Origin of the sequence: Streptomyces sp. MNU76 (genome assembly GCF_020982545.1) — a bacterium.
Classification (GTDB): domain Bacteria; phylum Actinomycetota; class Actinomycetes; order Streptomycetales; family Streptomycetaceae; genus Streptomyces.
In genome coordinates this window covers 324,820-340,510 of record NZ_JAJKLK010000006.1, presented here as the reverse complement: position 1 = coordinate 340,510, position 15,691 = coordinate 324,820, and the positions used below count along the sequence as shown (strand labels likewise).

Here is a 15,691-nt window from a genome sequence, read left to right as displayed (position 1 = left end):
GCCGCCGCGGCCCGGGGACACCAAGGGGCGCCTCGGCAGGGCGGGGCGGCGCCTCGCGGGTGTACGCACCGCGTCGGCGCGCGGGCTGCTGTTCCCGGACCGCCCGGTTCAGCCGTGGAGGGTGGCGAGCCAGTCGCTCAGCAGGCGGTCGACCTCGTCGGGGCGCTCCTGCTGGATCCAGTGGCCGCAGCCCTCCAGGAGGTGGGAGGCCGACAGCCCGGGGAGGGTGGTGGGGTAGGCGTCGATGGCGTCGGACATCCAGGTGGTGGAGGCGTCCAGTGCGCCGCCGACGAACAGGGACGGCTGCTTGATCGGGGCTCCACGGTGCGGGGCGAGGTCTTCCCAGTCGCGGTCCATGGCGCGGTAGCGGTTGAGCGCGCCGGTCATCCCCGTGCGTTCGAACTCCCCGGCGTAGACGTCAAGGTCGCTCTCGCTCAGCCAGGCCGGGAGGACCCCTGTGGGGAAACGGTCACGCAGCCGGCCGCCGCCGCGGGTGACGAAGTGCGGGTCGGGCTCGCCCGGGGCAGGCATGGTGTCGGCGGACAGGACCGCGTAGAAGCCCGCGAGCCAGCCCCGGACGTCGGGCTCGATCTCCGCCTCGGCGCGGCCGGGCTCCTGGGCCGCTGAACGAGCAGTCGCTCTGCCGGTGACAACGACGGAGCTTCGGCTCGACCGAAGGCAACGGCCCCCTTCTGGCAGGACCTTCCCCGATTCCCCAGCACGCGGGAGGGCACCCTCCTGACTCCCCTCCGTCATCGGGAAGCCCGGCTGCTAGCGTCCGGATCCATGTGGGAGCAAGAGATCGTGGCCGACCGACCAGCCTGGCGGCACACTCCGTCCGGAGTGGTCTTCCGGGAGGTTCCCGGCGGAACGTTCCGGATGGGCCTGTCCGACGCGGAACTGGACACGGTGCGTGCCATCGAGCGGGCCGGGGGCGCCGAAGACGACCTCGAAGTGTTCTTCGCCAGTGCCGGCCGAGCCCGACCGGTGCGAGAAGTACGGGTCGAGCCGTTCCTGATCGCCCGGCATCCGCTCACGGTGGCGCAAGTACGGCACTGGCTGCCCGAGTACGAGGACAGCTTCACGAATTCGACCTCGACCACAGCCCGGTTGGAGGACGACCTGGACGACCTGCTGGGCAAGTTGCCGTTCCGGCTGCCGAGCGAGGCGGAGTGGGAGTACGCGGCCCGGGCGGGCACGACCACCCTGACCTTCCGCGGGGACGCGAAGCCGGACAAGGACCAGGTACTGGACGACTTCGCCGACGAGGAACGCACCGCCGCGGCCGAGAACGCCTTCGGCCTGGCGGCGATGGGGTCGACCAACGAGCTGTGCGCAGACGTGTGGATCCCGGACTTCACGGCCGCGCCGCTGGACGCACGCCCCCGCACGGGCGACGGACCACGAGTGGTCCGAGGAGGAGCCGGCGACCTCTACCCATGGCAGGGCTGCGACGAATGGCTACTGCTGCTCTCCGCCACCCGCGACGAACTCCACGACTTCACCGCGATCCGCCCGGTGGAACCGGTGCCCACCGGTCGGGAGACGTGATCAGCTCGGCTGGGTGACGAGGCGCGTCCCCCAGCCGGGAGCGGAGACGGCGGCCCTGCTGCCATAGGGGACGGCAGGTGCCGGCCGTCCGGACCGCTACGCGCCGGGGGCCCGGTACTGGATCTGCCCGGCCTTGCGCAGGGCGTCCATGGTTTCGTCGACGGTCAGGAGAACGGTCGTCTCGAACGAGCTGAGTGCGCCTCCTCCGCTGATCGCCAGGGCGACCGCGGCCATGGAGACGTTGTCGGGGGCCTCCCACAGGTTGTATCCGTCGCGGGTGCCGAACGCGTACCAGAAACCGTGGAGCTTGCCGCCGACGGACTCGATGTACGACTGAGCGGCCTTCGCGCGGTCCTCGGGGTGACCGATGAGTCTCGCCCAGGTCTCCGGCGTGTAGCTGAACCTCGATAGATAGAGCGGCATCATGTCTCCCTTTCGTCCCAGCAAGGGATGCCCCCACAGGATGGGATACGTCTCCGCGGCCGCCCGCGTATCCCCCGAACAGCCGGGATGATGACCAGTGTGGCCACTGCCGGTGAGCGACCCACCGCCCGAGGACTACAGCGTCGAAGCCCTCAACCGGGAAGCTGAGGTGATCTTGGGCCAACTCTGCGGCTGACCTGTTGCCGAGCTCTTCGTCCCGAACTCTCGGCCCAGTGGTCTTTGAGGTGCAGTAGCTGTTCAGCAGGCGTTGTCACGCAGAACACTCAAGGGCTCCGGAGGCCCGCTACAGTGCGCGCCGTGGACATACCCGGCTGGTTCGTCTGGCTCGCTCTCGGCCTGGCCCTCTTGCAGGCCCTCGGCCTCGTTCCCGTCATCCGCCGACTGCGCGGCTCCGACTCGGCGGTGCGTTTCGAGGCGCGCCTCGACCTGCTGGACGTCGTCGCCTCCCTGCTGCTCATCGGCGGTCTGGTGCTGAGTCTCGCAGTGGCGGAACCCTGGTTCTGGCTCACCTGCGCCGGCTTCGTGCTCATGACCGCCGTGTACGCCGTGAAGGGTGTCCGCTGGCTACGCGCTCGCCAGCGCCACACGTCCTGACCCGGTGGATCGCTCCTCGTCAGCCTCGACGGGCCCGACGCCGTCACCGCCGACTCGGCCCCCACCAGCCCACCGGCACCGCGGACATCACTTCACCACGATGGTGTCCCCGGACGACGTCGACGGTCCGGTGGTGGTGTTGCCGTAGTACACCCATCGCCACGTGCCCGTCCTGGTGGCCTTCACGGTCGTCCTGAGGTCACCCGAGCCGTTCGCCCGCACCTTCTTCACCGTGGTGTAGGAGGCGGTGCCGGCGGGCTTGAACTGCAGGCTCACCTGGCGGCCTCCGTAGGAGGCGTACTTCCTGGTCTCCCAGTTGGCCCGCGTGACCTTTCCGGTCACGGTGATGGTCCTGTCCTTGGCCACCGGTTCGGGCGAGGCGTTCACGGTCAGGCGGGAGTTGCGCTTGACGTGGACCGTCAGATTCTTGTCGTCGGTGTCACCGCCGCCGCCCTGGAAGTACACCTCGGCCCCGACCTTCCAGGCCCCGGCCTCGCTGTTCCGCATGTCCCACACGCTCGGGTCGAAGTACATCGTCTCGTTGAAGTCGCAGACGCCCGAGCTCACCTTGACGCAGTCGCTGGTCTCGACGGCGTGCCACAACCGATCACCCGCGCCACCCCGGTACAGGAACACCGCCGGCCACTTCCACTTGTGCGTGGTCGTCATCCGGAAGGAGGCGGGCGCCGCCACCTCCTTCGACACTCCGATCACAATCGGCTTGCCGTCGTTCACCTGGACACGGGTGAACGAGACCCCACCCTCGGCCGCCCCGGCCGGCGCCGCGGCCATGGCCGTGAACACCGCCGCCGCACCACCCGCTACGACGACTCTCCAGACCTGCTTCCCCACCTGATCCCCAATCTCCTTACGGCAAGGCGCCGAAGGCTCATTTTCTCCCGCGCCTTGCAGACGGCCGGCATCCGCACGGGGTTGTACACCCGAAGATCACAATGGGGCATCAGGCAATCCGGGACCGCGCCTCCCGGCCGGCCCGGCAGGAGGCCGACCGGGAGGGGGTCTCATGAAGCCGGCCGTGCTGACGTGCCCCACGCCCGCCCGATGATGTGCGCCACCCCGGGCGAAGCCTGCACCGACTCACGGCAGTCCGGCGCGGCGGGCGGTGTCGGCTCGCCGTCGAGCGCGCGGCACAGCGCGGCGTGCAGGTGCTCGGCCTCGGCGAGGGTGAGGGTCAGCTCGGCGTCCGTCGCGTGTCCGTCCTTCAGGGAGAGACGAAGGGGTACGGCCAAGCGGTCGTCGTCGGTGCGGCGTACGGGGCGGCCGGGTGCGCGTCTGATGGTCCAGCTCATGAGGTCGTCGCCTTTCCGATGCGCGCGAGGCGGTAGGTGCCCCACAACTGGCGGCCGTCCTCGCAGCTGTCCTGGGCCTTGGACGTGCGTCCAGCCGCGGCTGCCGGCACGGCACTTGGCGCGAACTCAGGGCCGTCCGGCGCGCCGAGAGATCGAAAATCGGGCGGCATCCGGAGACCGGGCGTTTTAACGTGCGGGCATGTCACCCTCACTTGAGCGACCCCCCTTCCAGGCAGACGAACGCACCGCGCTCCTCGGCTGGTTGGATGTGCAGCGGCGGATCCTGAGATGGAAATGCGAGGGCCTGAGCGAGGCCGACGCGCACCGCTCCGTCATCCCGACCTCGCCGGCGATGACGATGGCCGGGCTCATCAGCCATATGCGGTGGGTCGAACACACCTGGCTGGAGGTGCTGTTCCTGGGCGGCGACAAGACGCAGAATCCGTCCCTGGTCGAGATCGGCGAGGACGCGGACTGGCGGACCGACGGCAGCTCGCTGAAGCAGCTCCTCGCGGAGTACGAGGCCCAGTGTGTCCGGAGCGACGAGATCGTGGCCGGGGCGTCCCTGGACGACGTCGGCCGCCACCCCGACTTCCGCTCCAGCAGCGCCAACCTCCGCTGGATGCTCATCCATCTCGTCGAGGAGGCCGGGCGCCACGCGGGCCACGCGGACATCGTGAGGGAGCTGCTCGACGGGGAAAAGGGTTACTACTAGGGCGCATCGGAACTGCCCACGTAAGCGCCCCGCTGTAGGAGGACCAGCGGCGTCGGGCCGCCCATCACGCCGCCCATCACGCCGGTCGGCCAAAGCCTTGTACCAGAGGGTCGGTGCTGCTTCACTTTGACATCCTCCCCCTCTTAAAAGAGGGGGATTCCAACCCATATGGGCTGAGGTTCACGGACGCTCGACCGCTGGTTGGGCGGTGTCGTCCCTCCGGCACCGGCTGTCCGCAGGGGGCGGGGGATCCCGCCCTGTCCTGCCGCGATGTTGATGCTGGCGTTGGTGTCGGCGTTGCAGGTGAAGCCGCAGGAGGAACAGACGAACCCGGCTTGGCTCTTGCGCGAGTTCTTGTCGATCCAACCGCAGGCACTGCACCGCAGAGACGTGTAGGGGGCGGGTACGTCTTCGACCCGGCCGGGGGCCTTGTGTCCGGTGCGCTGGCGCAGCAGGCCCCAGCCCTGGGCGAGGATCGCCCGGTTCAGGCCGGACTTCTGCGCCACACTCCTGCCGGGCCGCTCCACGGTTCCCTTCGCGGAGCGGGTCATGTTTCTGATGTTCAGCTTCTCGAACCGGATGAGGCCGTAGGAGCGGGCGAGCATGGTGCTGGTCTTCTCGCACCAGTCCTTGCGCCGGTTCGCCTCCCGCGCCCTGAGCCCGGCCACGATCGCATGCTCGGCCGCCTTGGCGGGGCTGCCTCTGGGTGCTCTGGCCGCGCGCCGCTGGTGTTTGCGGATCCGGGCGCGTTCCTTGACGGTGAGCTGGGGGCAGTTCAGCTTCCGCCCGTCGGAGAGGGCAGCGGTGACGGTGACGCCCCGGTCGATGCCGATCACCGTGTCCGTGCCCGGCCCCTCAATGGGGTCCGGGATGACGGCGAAGGCGATGTGCCACTGCCCGTTGCGGAAGGTGACCCGGAACGTCTTCGCCTCCGGCAGTTTCGCACCCTTACCTCGGGCGCTGAGGCGGAAGCGGACCCAGCCGCAGCCGGGCACCTTCACCTGCGCCCACCGCCGGTTCAGCCTCTGCACGACCACCGAGCGGCCCATGACCTGCCTGCCGGTCCTCGCGTTCAGCTTCGCCGACCCGTCCACGTGATATTCCGGCACGCGGTCGGTGCCGATGACCCGGAAACCCTCGTGCACATGCTTCCTGCGCCAGGTCGGCTCACCGAACCCCGAAGTGAACCGGGCGTTCCTTGCCTGGGCGAAGTCTTTCAGGGCCTGCTGCTGCACGTCCGCGTTCCCCGCACCCAGCCACGCGTTCTCCCGCCGGGCCTCGGTCAGCTGACGGCACTGCTCCGCAAAACCCGGCGCGGACCTGCGCCACCGCCGCCAGTGGGCGTGCTGCTCGACAGCAAGATTCCACACGTACCGCGCGTGCGCGCAGTGCGTGAGCATCTGCTCGGCCTGCGCAGGCGACGGATACATCCGGAAACGAGACATGCCACGAACCTAGACACCCCGTTCCCCACCCGCGCACGACTTCGACCCACATCACCCATGAGAGTGACCGACGCGCTCATCCCTCCCAGGGCAACCTCCAACCACACGGCCCCGACCCGCCGACACCGCGAACGGTTGAGGCCGTCCCCCGCCCGCCTTGTTCCTCCCCAGACGCCGAATCGCCCTGCCGGCGATCCGGCTTCCCCTGCCCCGCTACACGGGAACGGGCATTCACCCCGGCCTGAAGGACCGGGCACCCTGCCCGACAAGCAAGGTGGACCCGCTGCTCGCCGTGGGCGTGATGCTGCTCGCCGCGTCACCGGGCGGTACCACCGCCAATCTCTTCAGCCATCTGTTCCGCGGGGACGTGGCGTTCAACATCACCCTCACCGCGATCAATTCCGTGCTCGCGGCCGTCACCATTCCCCTCGTCACCAACCTGCCCATCAACCACTTCGACGCCGAGGGCGACCTGGGACTGCAATTCGGCAAGGTGCTGCAGGTGATCGCCATCGTGCTGATCCCGGTCGGGATCGGCATGCTCGTCCGGCGGCGGTCCGCCGACTTCGCCGCCCGCGCCGACCGTCCGGTGCGGGTGTTCTCCATCGCCGTCCTGGTCGCGGTGTCCCTCGCGGCGCTGTTGGGAGAGCGGGAGAACCTCGCCGACTACCTTCGCCAAGTCGGCCTGGTCACCGGCATCTTCTGCCTCGCCAGCCTCAGCATCGGCTACGGCGGTGCCCGAGCGCTTCGCCTCGGTCAGCCTCAGGCCGTCGCCAGCGCCATGGAGGTGGGGATCCACAACACGACCGTGGCCCTCACCATCGCCCTGAGCATCCTCGACAGCACCGAGGTCGCCATTCCCAGCGCCGTCTACTCGGTTCTGATGTACGTCCTGGCGACGGCTTTCGGGTACGCCATCACCCGGGGTCGTTCAGGAACTCCCTCCGGGGCTCCTTCAAAGAGTTCCTCCACGGCGGGCTGAGCCCGCGAGTCCGCTCTCCTGTCGAGCCCCGGGTGCGGTCAAGGACGTATCCCAGGGCATTCCCAGGAACCCTTTCTTCCCAGGTCAACTGGGGTGGGACCGTTCTGCCGTCCGGGATGGGGCGGCAGCCGTTGTGGTGGGTCCCGGCGTCCTCGAAGCTCTGGGTGTCGCCCCGACCGGGTCACCACGACCGGCCCGGCCACCGTGTGGCGACGACACCCTCCCGACCCTGCGTACCGGGCATCTCCGTGGCCGAGCGCCGGGTCGACGACCAGAGATGGATGACGCACATGAACACGAAGTTCTCCGCCCGCCGCGGCTACGGTCTCCGCGCGGCCGCCGCCGGTCTCGTCCTCGCCGTAGGGCTCGGTGTGTCGGCGCAGATGCCGGCGCAGGCGTCCGTCCCCGCCTCGGCCCAGGCGCCCACCGCCACGTCGAAGCCGGCCGCCGTCGCCGTCCAGTCGAAGCCGGTCGCCGAACCGAAGTCGGTCACCGGTACGCCCGGCACCGTGGTGACCCGCGTCGCCGACTTCTACGGCGCGTACATCGACGCGAAGGGCGACTACGCGGACCCGGACACCACGCTGGCCAAGGCGCTCCGCAAGCACTACCTGACGCCCGACTTCGCCAAGCGGCTGGCCGCCTGGGAGAACAAGAACGGGGCCGACGGCGTCCTGCGCGCCCAGAACGTTCCGGCGCGGTGGACGGTGTCCGACAACGGCAGCATGGGGCACAGCCACGAGGTCGTGGTCACCCTGACCTTCGGCAGCGGAACGACGACGCAGAAGGTCAAGCTCTTCGTGGTGGTGGAGCGGTACGACCGCATCTCCGACATCGGGACCACGAGCGCCCGCTGACGGCGGTGCCCCGTCCCGTGCCGTCCGGTACGACAGCGGGCGGCACCGGGGCCGGGCAGCGGTGGAACCATCCCCCTGCATCTGACGTGCAGTGATACGTGTACTGATACGTGTACTGATACGCGTACGGATACGCGTAGTGATGCGCGTACCCGTACGGGCGGTGACGACAGGGCCCGGGATGCGGATCGCGGACGGCGGGGACGGCGGGGACGGCGGGGAAACGATGTCGATTCAGGGCGATGCCGACGAGTTCGCGGCGCTGCTGCGGCGTCTGAAGGACCGTACCGACCGGAGTTACGGCTCCCTCGCCCGCCGTCTCAACATGAACACCTCCACGCTGCACCGGTACTGCGCGGGCGATGCCGTACCCCAGGACTACGCGCCCGTGGAGCGGCTCGCGGCCTTCTGCGGCGCGACACCACAGGAGCGGCTCGAACTGCACCGGCTGTGGCTGTCGGCGGTCGCGGCTCGTCAGCGGGTGCGTACGGCGGAAGCGCCGGAAGAGGAGATTCCGTCTCCGGCACCGACTGCGAGCGAGGAGGAGAACGAGGACGCACACACGCACGCACACGCCGACACGGACGAGACCCTCGCCGGACAGAGCGGCCCCGCAGAACACCCCGGGGACCATCCCGACCCGGACGTGCGCTCCCCTCCTCCGCTCCCCGCCCCTTCCCTGGTACCGCCGACGACCGGTCCTGGCCTCCACAGCCGCCGCCTGCGCCCTGCTCCGGCACCCTCGTCGGCTTCACCGCGCTTTCGGACGGTCGCTCCTCCGAGGCCGAGCCGGACCCCTCCGGTACCGGTTCCGCGAGCACCGGCCCCACCACCCCGGGCGCCGACGGCCGCTCCACGAACCCGGCCCCGCTCCGCCCCTCACCTGGAGCGTCGACTCCCTCGTCTGGGACAAGGGGTGTGACCACGACTACGTCATCGACAAGCCGCCCGCCCAGGTGCCTCCCCCACCGTCGGAGCAGGACGCCGAGGTCTGGGCGGCGACGCAGAACGCGGTGCACGGGCGGCAGACCAAGGTGCGGATCTCGGTGCAGGGGAAGTCGTCGGCGGCCGTGGTCCTGGACGCGCTGCACGTCCGCGTCGTCGGCCGGGACACCCCGGAGGGCGGGACCGCGTACCACATGGGCCAGGGCTGCGGCAGTGAGCTCACGCCCCGCCGCTTCACCGTGAACCTCGACGCGGACCGCCCCATCGTCCACCCGAAGGACGGCGAGGACGGCGCCGACGGCGGACGCGTCCTCCCGGCCGTCCGCTTCCCGTACCGTGTCTCCGCCGACGACCCCGAGGTGTTGCTGGTCGACGCGACGACACAGACCTACGATGCCCGCTGGTACCTCGAACTCGACTGGTCCTCCCAGGGCCGCACCGGCACGATCCGCATCGACGACCACGGCCGCCCCTTCCAGACGGCCAGTATCAAGGGAATGCCGCACTACTGGTACGGCACGGACGACACGGGAGGGCGGGCCTGGGTCCCCCTCGACAGCGACTAGCCACTGCCACATCCACTGGGACCATCAGTGATCGACAGAGAGGCGTCTTCGCATGACCGACGCTGAGGGCGGCCCCGTTCCGCGTCAGCAGCAGACCACCATCGCGGTGACCGGGCACCTGGATCTGACTGAACGGGCCGTCCCCCTGGTGCGCGCGGCGCTGGACGAGCTGCTCAAGCCGTACGCCGGGGACGGCGGCCCGCTCGTCGGGGTGTCCTGCATCGCCAAGGGGGCCGACACGGTCTTCGCCGAGGCCGTGCTCGCCGCCGGGGGTCGGCTGGTCGTCGTCGTGCCCTCCCGGGACTACCGGCGCGGCGTCGTCGAGCCCGAGCACGGGGGCTCGTACGACCGGCTGGCGGCGGCCGCCGAGGAGGTCGTCGTGCTGCCCTACGAGACGGCCGACCGGGAGGCGTACGAGGCCGCCAACGCCGTGCTCGTCCAGCGGGCCGACCGCCTCGTGGCCGTGTGGGACGGTGCGCCACCCACCGGCAAGGGCGGCGGCACCGCCGACGCCGTGCTCGCGGCGCGGGCGGCCGGGATCCCCGTGGACGTCGTCTGGCCGGAGGGAGCCGCCCGCGGCGGCTGAACCTCGGGGTGAACGTCCCGCGTGAATTCAGGCTCAGACGCTCGTGAGGATCACCAGGCGCTGGGTCGCCCGGGTCATCGCCACGTAGTGGTCCACCGCCCCCTCGATGCCCTCGCCGAAGGATTCCGGGTCGACGAGGACCACGAAGTCGAATTCGAGGCCCTTCGAGAGTTCTGGGGTCAGCACGCGGACCCGGGGTGTCGCACCGACCCACGTCCCGGAGGCCGGTGCGGAGTTCGGTGCGGTGATCACGCACGCCGTGCCGTCGGCGTTGGCGGCCAGCCAGGTGTCGAGGGTCGCGGTCAGGGCCGTCGTCAGGTCCGACGTCGGGGTGCGGTCGACGGGGATGCCGTTGCTGCGGATCGACGTCGGGACGTTCGCGTCGGGGAGTGCGGCGCGGATCACCGGTGCCGCCTCCGTCATGATCTCCTCCGGGGTGCGGTAGTTGATGGTGAGGGAGGACTGCGTGATGCGGCCCAGGCCCACCCGGTTCAGCCGGTCCTCCCAGGACTCCGTGAAGCCGTGCCGGGCCTGGGCGCGGTCGCCGACGATCGTGAAGCTGCGGGACGGGCAGCGCTGCAGCAGCATCTGCCATTCCGCGTCCGTCAGCTCCTGCGCCTCGTCCACGACGATGTGGGCGAAGGGTCCCGCCAGCAAGTCCGGGTCGGCGGTGTGGAGTTCGGAGTCGTCGACCAGGCTCACCCGGGCGTCCTCACCGCGCAGCATCGTCACCAGGCCCTCGCCGTCGTCGCCGTCGGCGCCCGAGTTGGAGACCGCCTCGATCAGGTTGTCCACGACCTGGGTCATCCGCTCGCGCTGCGCGGCGAGCGTGGCCTCGTGGCGGCGTTTGCGGCGGGCCGTCTCCGGGTCGCCGAGGCGCCGGCGGGCGGCGTCGAGGAGGGGGAGGTCGGACGTCGTCCACGCCTGGGGGTCGTCGCGCTGGAGGAGCCGGACCTCGTCACGGCTCAACCAGGGCGCGCACAGCCGCAGATACGCCGGTACCGACCACAGGTCTCCCACCAGGTCCGCCGCCTCCAGCAGCGGCCAGGCCCGGTTGAAGGTCGTGACCAGGTCCCTGTTCCGGAGCAGGGACCTGCGGAGGAGGGCCGGGGGTACGGCCGTCTCGGCTTCGGGGTCTCGGTCGGGGTTCCCGTCGGGGTCGGTCGCGGCCTCGTGCCTGTCCGCCAGGATCGTCAGCAGTTCCTCCCAGACCTGGTGGCGGGCCTCGTTGTGCGGGGTGCCCGGTTCCGCCGCGTCGAAGGCCGCCGTCCAGTCGGCGGGGCTCAGCCGGATGTCGGACCAGGGGGTCGTCACCGTCATGCCCTCGGTGGGCGGTTCCTCGTAGAAGCGGACGGCCTTCTCGATGCCGTCGACCAGCGCCGCGGACGACTTCAGACGGGCCACCTCCGGGTCGGGCTCGCCGCCGGCCGCCGCCCCCTCCTCGACCAGGTCGCGCAGGATGCACGTCTGCACGCCCTCCTCGCCGAGGCTGGGCAGGACGTCGGCGACGTAGGAGAGGTACGGCCGGTGGGGGCCGACGAAGAGGACGCCGCCCCGGCGGTGACCCAGCCGGGGATCGGCGTGGAGGAGGTACGCGGAACGGTGCAGGGCGACGACCGTCTTGCCGGTGCCGGGCCCGCCGTCCACGACCAGCGCGCCCCGGGAGCTCGCGCGGATGACGGCGTCCTGGTCGGCCTGGATGGTGCCGAGGACGTCCCGCATGCGTTCCGACCTGTTGGTGCCCAGGCTGGCGATGAACGCGGACTGGTCGTCGAGGGAGGCGGTGTGCTGGTGGTCGGTGAGGCTGTCGAGCTCGGACGAGGAGAAGACCTCGTCCCAGTAGTCGCTGATACGGCCGTCGGTCCAGCGGTAGCGGCGGCGGCTGGTGAGGCCCATCGGGTTGGCGTGGGTCGCGCCGAAGAAGGGTTCGGCGGCGGGGGAGCGCCAGTCGACCAGCAGACGGCGGCCCGTGGTGCTGTCGGTGAGGCCCAGGCGGCCGATGTAGACCGGGGTCTCGGGGTCGTCCTCGGTCACCATACGGCCGAGGCACAGGTCCAGGCCGAAGCGGCGCAGGGTGCGCAGACGGGCGGTCAGGCGATGGATCTCCGTGTCGCGGTCCATGGCGTGGCGGCCCAGGCCGCCGGGGGCCCGCCGTTCGGCGTCGAGCTGGGCGGAGACCTCGGCGATCGAACGGGCGAGGGAGGTGGCGAGGGCCGCGAAGTGCCGCTCGTCGGTGGAGAGGAGGGCGGGGCCTTGGCGGAGAGCCGGTCGGGGAGACGGAACGCTGGGGTGGGTGGGGGCGGAAGCCGCTCGGGGTGGAGTTGGTGGTGGGGGTGGAGGTGGTCGGGGGTGCATCTCGTCTACTCCGAAGGTCATGTCCGCGTGCTCCGGGTGTGGAGTGAGGGGCGGGGTGAGGGCGCGTCACGGGGAGGGAGGTGGGAGGCGGGAGGGGTGGAGCGTGTCGGGCGTGGGGAATGACGGTGGGCGGCCCCCGCACCCCGGCTCATGCTGACGTAGACCGCCGCTCCCCTCCGTACATGTCCAGCAGCAGCCTCGCCGCCCGCACCGCCCTGTCCGGCAGGACCGTCCCGGCGACCTCGGCCGCCTCGGCGACCGGGTCGAACTCGGCCAGCAGCTCGGCCGCCCGCCGTGGCACACCGCCCGGCGTCGGCGGCGCCGCCGCGGTCATCAGCGCGCGTACGGGCCGGCCGAACGGCACCAGCGGCACGCCGACACTCGCCGGCCGCCGCGCGAACTCCTCGTCCGGTGGCGCGCACACCCGCACCTCCGCGCCGAGCTCGCGCAGCCGGACCGCGAGTCCGACCAGCGGCTCGACGCCCCCGCGCGAGTCGTAGTTCGCCAACAGCACACGCATCGAAGCGCCCCCGGTGTTCGTCGATTCAGGCTCAGGCCGGAGATTCTGCGGCACCACGGGGGCCTTGCCGCAAGCCCCCCGGTGCGCTATACGTTGAGAGTGGCAAGGAGTACATGACTCCTTGCCTTTGTCGTGTCCGGCCCGTCTCCGCAAAAAATCTTCGGGAAGAATCCCACGGCGATGTCGAGACCCCGCGTCCAGCTCCGTCCCCGGTATGAACGCGACCACAATGGGTCGCCAGAGGACCGAGGAGTACGACCATGGCCAAGTACCTGCTGCTGAAGCACTACCGAGGCGCCCCGGCCCCGGTCAACAACGTGCCGATGGACCGGTGGAGCCCCGAGGAGATCTCGGCGCACATGCAGTACATGAACGACTTCGCGGCCCGGCTGGAGAAGACCGGCGAGTTCGTCGACGGCCAGGCGCTCGCGCCCGAGGGAGCGTGGGTCCGCTACGACGGTGAGGGGCGCCCGCCGGTCACCGACGGCCCGTTCGCCGAGACCAAGGACCTGATCGCCGGCTGGATGGTCATCGACGTCGACAGCTACGAGCGCGCCGTCGAGCTGGCCGGTGAGCTGTCCGCCGCCCCCGGGGCGGGCGGCAAGCCCATCCACGAGTGGCTGGAGGTGCGCCCGTTCTACGGCGTGCAGCCCACCATCACGGAGTGACGGCACACGTGCGGCACGAAGTGATGGACGAGATCCTGCTCAGGAGTCTCACGCCGAGCGTGCTCACCGTTCTCGTCCGCCGCGGAGCAGACTTCGCGGCGGCCGAGGACGCCGTGCAGGACGCGCTGGTCGAGGCGCTCCGCGTCTGGCCGGCCGATCCGCCGCGTGATCCCAAGGGCTGGCTGGTCACCGTGGCCTGGCGCAGGTTCCTCGACGCGGCCCGCGCCGACGCCGCCCGCCGCAGGCGTGAGGACCACGTCGAGGAGCAGCCCCCGCCCGGCCCCGCGCCCGCCGTGGACGACACGCTCCAGCTCTACTTCCTGTGCGCCCACCCGTCGCTGACCCCGGCCTCGGCGGTCGCGCTCACCCTGCGGGCCGTCGGCGGCCTCACCACCCGGCAGATCGCCGAGGCCTACCTCGTCCCCGAGGCGACCATGGCGCAGCGCATCAGCCGGGCCAAGCGGACGGTCTCCGGTGTGCGCCTCGACCGGCCGGCCGACGTCGCCACCGTGCTGCGCGTGCTCTACCTCGTCTTCAACGAGGGCTACTCCGGCGACGTCGACCTCGCGGCCGAGGCCATCCGGCTCACCCGGCAGCTCGCGGCCGCGATCGACCACCCCGAGGTGGCCGGGCTGCTCGCGCTCATGCTGCTCCATCACGCCCGGCGCGCGGCCCGGACCGCGCCCGACGGCAGCCTGGTGCCGCTCGCAGAGCAGGACCGGGGGCGGTGGGACACGCGTCTGATCGCCGAGGGCATCGGGATCCTCCAGGCGGCCCTCGCCCGCGACCGGCTCGGCGAGTTCCAGGCCCAGGCCGCGATCGCCGCCCTGCACGCCGACGCGCCCACGGCCGCCGAGACCGACTGGGTGCAGATCGTCGAGTGGTACGACGAGCTGGCGGCTCTGACCGACAACCCCATCGTCCGGCTCAACCGCGCGGTCGCCGTGGGCGAGGCCGACGGACCGCGCGCCGGTCTCGCGGCCCTCGCCGAACTGGACGCCTCCCTGCCCCGCCACACCGCGGTCGCGGCCCACCTCCACGAGCGCGACGGCGACCTGACCACGGCGGCCCGTCTGTACGCCGAGGCCGCCGGCAAGGCCCCCAACCTCGCCGAACGCGCCCACCTCACCCGCCAGGCCGCCCGGCTCAACGCCCACCGCCGTCCCTGACAGGACGCGCTGCGTGACGTCCTTCGGCGGCGACGGCAAGGTGAACGTCAGCTTCGGCTGGACGCTGGGCGCCAGCCGGATGCGCGTGCCGTGCCGGCCGTCTCGATGAAGGCCGTCACGGCACGCGCGTACGCCTCCGGGTGGGTCACGTGGGGGATGTGGCCCGCACCCTCGAAGGTGTGGGTGGCCGCCTGCGGCAGGGCCTCGACGAGGCGGGTGGTGACGGCGGCGAACCACCGCGGGCCGGTCGTGCCGCTGGTGAGCAGGACCGGGCCCGCGTAGGCGGAGAGGCGGGAGAGATCCAGGTCGGCCCAGTGCGGGTCGCCGTGCTCGTCGAGGAACGTGGGGGCGTTGGCCAGGAAGGTCTGCTGGACCGGGGGAGGGAGCCGGTCCCAGGTGCCGGGGCCGAGGGCGATCTCGTCCGTGAACTGGCGGGCCGCCGCGAGGCGTTCGTCGGCGCGGAGATGGGCGAGGACCGAGACGAACCTCTCGGCGACGTCCTCCAGCGGCGTTCGTGCGGTGGACGGACCCTCTGACTCGACGCCGGTCAGCGGAGTTCGAGCGGCGGACGAACCGGCGGACGAACCGGCGGACACGATGCCGGTCAGGGGAGGGTCGTGGGCGATCAGGCCCCGGAACAGGCCGGGGCGGCGGGCGGCCAGGCCCAGGGCGGTCGACGCCCCGAAGGAGTTGCCCGCGACGTACGCCGGGGCGAGGCCCAGGGTCTCCATCAGGGCGGCCAGGTCCTCCTCGTCCTCACGTCGGCTGCCCTGCCCCGGTGGACGTTCGCTGCGGCTGTGGCCGCGGCGGTCGTAGATCAGGACGCGGAAGCGGTCGGTGAGGGCGGGGAGGACCGGGAGCCAGTTGTGGTGGTCGCCCCAGGAGCCGTGCACCAGGACCAACGGGTCGCCGGAACCGGCCAGTTCGTAGAAGAGTTCGACGCCGTTCGCCTCGACCCTGGGCACCTTCGGTCTCCTCGTCCGT

General features: G+C 71.2%; 16 protein-coding genes and 2 pseudogenes. 10 read left to right on the top strand and 8 right to left on the bottom strand.

Translation table 11 applies throughout. The features are described from left to right. Nucleotides 1-108: 108 nt before the first annotated feature. Nucleotides 109-618 (bottom strand): annotated as a pseudogene (locus E4N62_RS16800) (alpha/beta fold hydrolase); the annotation flags it as partial. A gap of 168 nt (nt 619-786) precedes the next feature. Between E4N62_RS16800 and E4N62_RS16795 the strand changes: the two are divergent. Next, nucleotides 787-1,551 carry an SUMF1/EgtB/PvdO family nonheme iron enzyme gene (locus E4N62_RS16795; RefSeq protein WP_230215323.1) on the top strand — a complete coding sequence of 255 codons (765 nt, stop codon included), beginning with the start codon at nt 787-789 and terminating at the stop codon, nt 1,549-1,551. A 96-nt stretch (nt 1,552-1,647) separates the two neighbouring features. Here E4N62_RS16795 and E4N62_RS16790 read toward each other — a convergent pair whose 3' ends face one another. Then, nucleotides 1,648-1,974, bottom strand: coding sequence for a GYD domain-containing protein (locus E4N62_RS16790; protein ID WP_308185181.1), 327 nt, complete (start codon nt 1,972-1,974; stop codon nt 1,648-1,650). Nucleotides 1,975-2,292: 318 nt separating this feature from the next. Here E4N62_RS16790 and E4N62_RS16785 point away from each other — a divergent pair, with 318 nt between their 5' ends. Continuing rightward, on the top strand, nt 2,293-2,589 hold the full coding sequence (locus E4N62_RS16785) for a hypothetical protein (protein ID WP_230215321.1): 297 nt from the start codon (nt 2,293-2,295) through the stop codon (nt 2,587-2,589). An 87-nt stretch (nt 2,590-2,676) separates the two neighbouring features. On the opposite strand, the gene E4N62_RS16780 is transcribed toward E4N62_RS16785, so the two are convergent. After that, nucleotides 2,677-3,441 carry a hypothetical protein gene (locus E4N62_RS16780; RefSeq protein WP_230215320.1) on the bottom strand — a complete coding sequence of 255 codons (765 nt, stop codon included), beginning with the start codon at nt 3,439-3,441 and terminating at the stop codon, nt 2,677-2,679. Nucleotides 3,442-3,611: 170 nt separating this feature from the next. Beyond that, complete coding sequence (locus E4N62_RS16775) at nt 3,612-3,899, bottom strand: hypothetical protein (protein WP_230215319.1); 288 nt, start codon at nt 3,897-3,899, stop codon at nt 3,612-3,614. Between the two features lie 199 nt (nt 3,900-4,098). On the opposite strand from E4N62_RS16775, the gene E4N62_RS16770 reads away from it, so the two are divergent. Then, nucleotides 4,099-4,614 (top strand): DinB family protein, encoded by a 516-nt coding sequence (locus E4N62_RS16770; RefSeq protein ID WP_230215318.1) that lies wholly within the window; start codon nt 4,099-4,101, stop codon nt 4,612-4,614. 143 nt (nt 4,615-4,757) lie between these two features. Here the strand turns inward: E4N62_RS16770 and E4N62_RS16765 are convergent, their stop codons facing one another. Continuing rightward, nucleotides 4,758-6,059, bottom strand: a complete 1,302-nt coding sequence (locus tag E4N62_RS16765; RefSeq protein WP_230215316.1) for a transposase — start codon at nt 6,057-6,059, stop codon at nt 4,758-4,760. 157 nt (nt 6,060-6,216) lie between these two features. Here E4N62_RS16765 and E4N62_RS16760 point away from each other — a divergent pair, with 157 nt between their 5' ends. The 5 genes from E4N62_RS16760 (at nt 6,217) to E4N62_RS16745 (ending at nt 9,995) form a co-directional block, all read left to right on the top strand. Then, complete coding sequence (locus E4N62_RS16760; RefSeq protein WP_230215315.1) at nt 6,217-7,041, top strand: bile acid:sodium symporter family protein; 825 nt, start codon at nt 6,217-6,219, stop codon at nt 7,039-7,041. A gap of 290 nt (nt 7,042-7,331) precedes the next feature. Next, nucleotides 7,332-7,898: a hypothetical protein gene (locus E4N62_RS16755; protein ID WP_230215314.1), complete on the top strand. Its 567-nt coding sequence runs from the start codon at nt 7,332-7,334 to the stop codon at nt 7,896-7,898. Nucleotides 7,899-8,040: 142 nt separating this feature from the next. Continuing rightward, complete coding sequence (locus E4N62_RS49415) at nt 8,041-8,820, top strand: helix-turn-helix domain-containing protein (RefSeq protein ID WP_374117003.1); 780 nt, start codon at nt 8,041-8,043, stop codon at nt 8,818-8,820. Nucleotides 8,821-8,854: 34 nt separating this feature from the next. After that, nucleotides 8,855-9,409: a hypothetical protein gene (locus tag E4N62_RS49410; protein ID WP_374117002.1), complete on the top strand. Its 555-nt coding sequence runs from the start codon at nt 8,855-8,857 to the stop codon at nt 9,407-9,409. Between the two features lie 52 nt (nt 9,410-9,461). Next, entirely contained in the window at nt 9,462-9,995 is a 534-nt protein-coding gene (locus E4N62_RS16745) for a hypothetical protein (RefSeq protein ID WP_230215313.1), read from the top strand. Nucleotides 9,996-10,028: 33 nt separating this feature from the next. On the opposite strand, the pseudogene helR reads toward E4N62_RS16745, so the two are convergent. Both helR and E4N62_RS16735 read right to left on the bottom strand, forming a co-directional pair. After that, nucleotides 10,029-12,295 (bottom strand): annotated as a pseudogene (gene helR / locus E4N62_RS16740) (RNA polymerase recycling motor ATPase HelR); the annotation flags it as partial. Between the two features lie 203 nt (nt 12,296-12,498). Continuing rightward, entirely contained in the window at nt 12,499-12,870 is a 372-nt protein-coding gene (locus tag E4N62_RS16735; protein ID WP_374117001.1) for a hypothetical protein, read from the bottom strand. A 260-nt stretch (nt 12,871-13,130) separates the two neighbouring features. Between E4N62_RS16735 and E4N62_RS16730 the strand changes: the two genes are divergently transcribed. Both E4N62_RS16730 and E4N62_RS16725 read left to right on the top strand, forming a co-directional pair. Then, a complete protein-coding gene (locus E4N62_RS16730) occupies nt 13,131-13,538 on the top strand; it encodes a YciI family protein (RefSeq protein WP_184906038.1) in 408 nt (135 codons plus the stop codon). Between the two features lie 23 nt (nt 13,539-13,561). Beyond that, on the top strand, nt 13,562-14,707 hold the full coding sequence (locus E4N62_RS16725; RefSeq protein WP_230215563.1) for an RNA polymerase sigma factor: 1,146 nt from the start codon (nt 13,562-13,564) through the stop codon (nt 14,705-14,707). A gap of 47 nt (nt 14,708-14,754) precedes the next feature. Here E4N62_RS16725 and E4N62_RS16720 read toward each other — a convergent pair whose 3' ends face one another. Continuing rightward, nucleotides 14,755-15,672: an alpha/beta fold hydrolase gene (locus E4N62_RS16720; protein WP_230215312.1), complete on the bottom strand. Its 918-nt coding sequence runs from the start codon at nt 15,670-15,672 to the stop codon at nt 14,755-14,757. Nucleotides 15,673-15,691 lie beyond the last annotated feature (19 nt).

Bases quoted from the DNA above. Each gene is read 5' to 3' on its own strand.
- E4N62_RS16795 (WP_230215323.1), top strand. From the start codon at position 787: ATGTGGGAGCAAGAGATCGTGGCCGACCGACCAGCCTGGCGGCACACT.
- E4N62_RS16730 (WP_184906038.1), top strand. From the start codon at position 13,131: ATGGCCAAGTACCTGCTGCTGAAGCACTACCGAGGCGCCCCGGCCCCG.
- E4N62_RS16725 (WP_230215563.1), top strand. From the start codon at position 13,562: ATGGACGAGATCCTGCTCAGGAGTCTCACGCCGAGCGTGCTCACCGTT.
- E4N62_RS16770 (WP_230215318.1), top strand. From the start codon at position 4,099: ATGTCACCCTCACTTGAGCGACCCCCCTTCCAGGCAGACGAACGCACC.
- E4N62_RS16745 (WP_230215313.1), top strand. From the start codon at position 9,462: ATGACCGACGCTGAGGGCGGCCCCGTTCCGCGTCAGCAGCAGACCACC.
- E4N62_RS16755 (WP_230215314.1), top strand. From the start codon at position 7,332: ATGAACACGAAGTTCTCCGCCCGCCGCGGCTACGGTCTCCGCGCGGCC.
- E4N62_RS16790 (WP_308185181.1), bottom strand. From the start codon at position 1,974: ATGCCGCTCTATCTATCGAGGTTCAGCTACACGCCGGAGACCTGGGCG.
- E4N62_RS16735 (WP_374117001.1), bottom strand. From the start codon at position 12,870: ATGCGTGTGCTGTTGGCGAACTACGACTCGCGCGGGGGCGTCGAGCCG.
- E4N62_RS49415 (WP_374117003.1), top strand. From the start codon at position 8,041: ATGCGCGTACCCGTACGGGCGGTGACGACAGGGCCCGGGATGCGGATC.
- E4N62_RS16775 (WP_230215319.1), bottom strand. From the start codon at position 3,899: ATGAGCTGGACCATCAGACGCGCACCCGGCCGCCCCGTACGCCGCACC.
- E4N62_RS16765 (WP_230215316.1), bottom strand. From the start codon at position 6,059: ATGTCTCGTTTCCGGATGTATCCGTCGCCTGCGCAGGCCGAGCAGATG.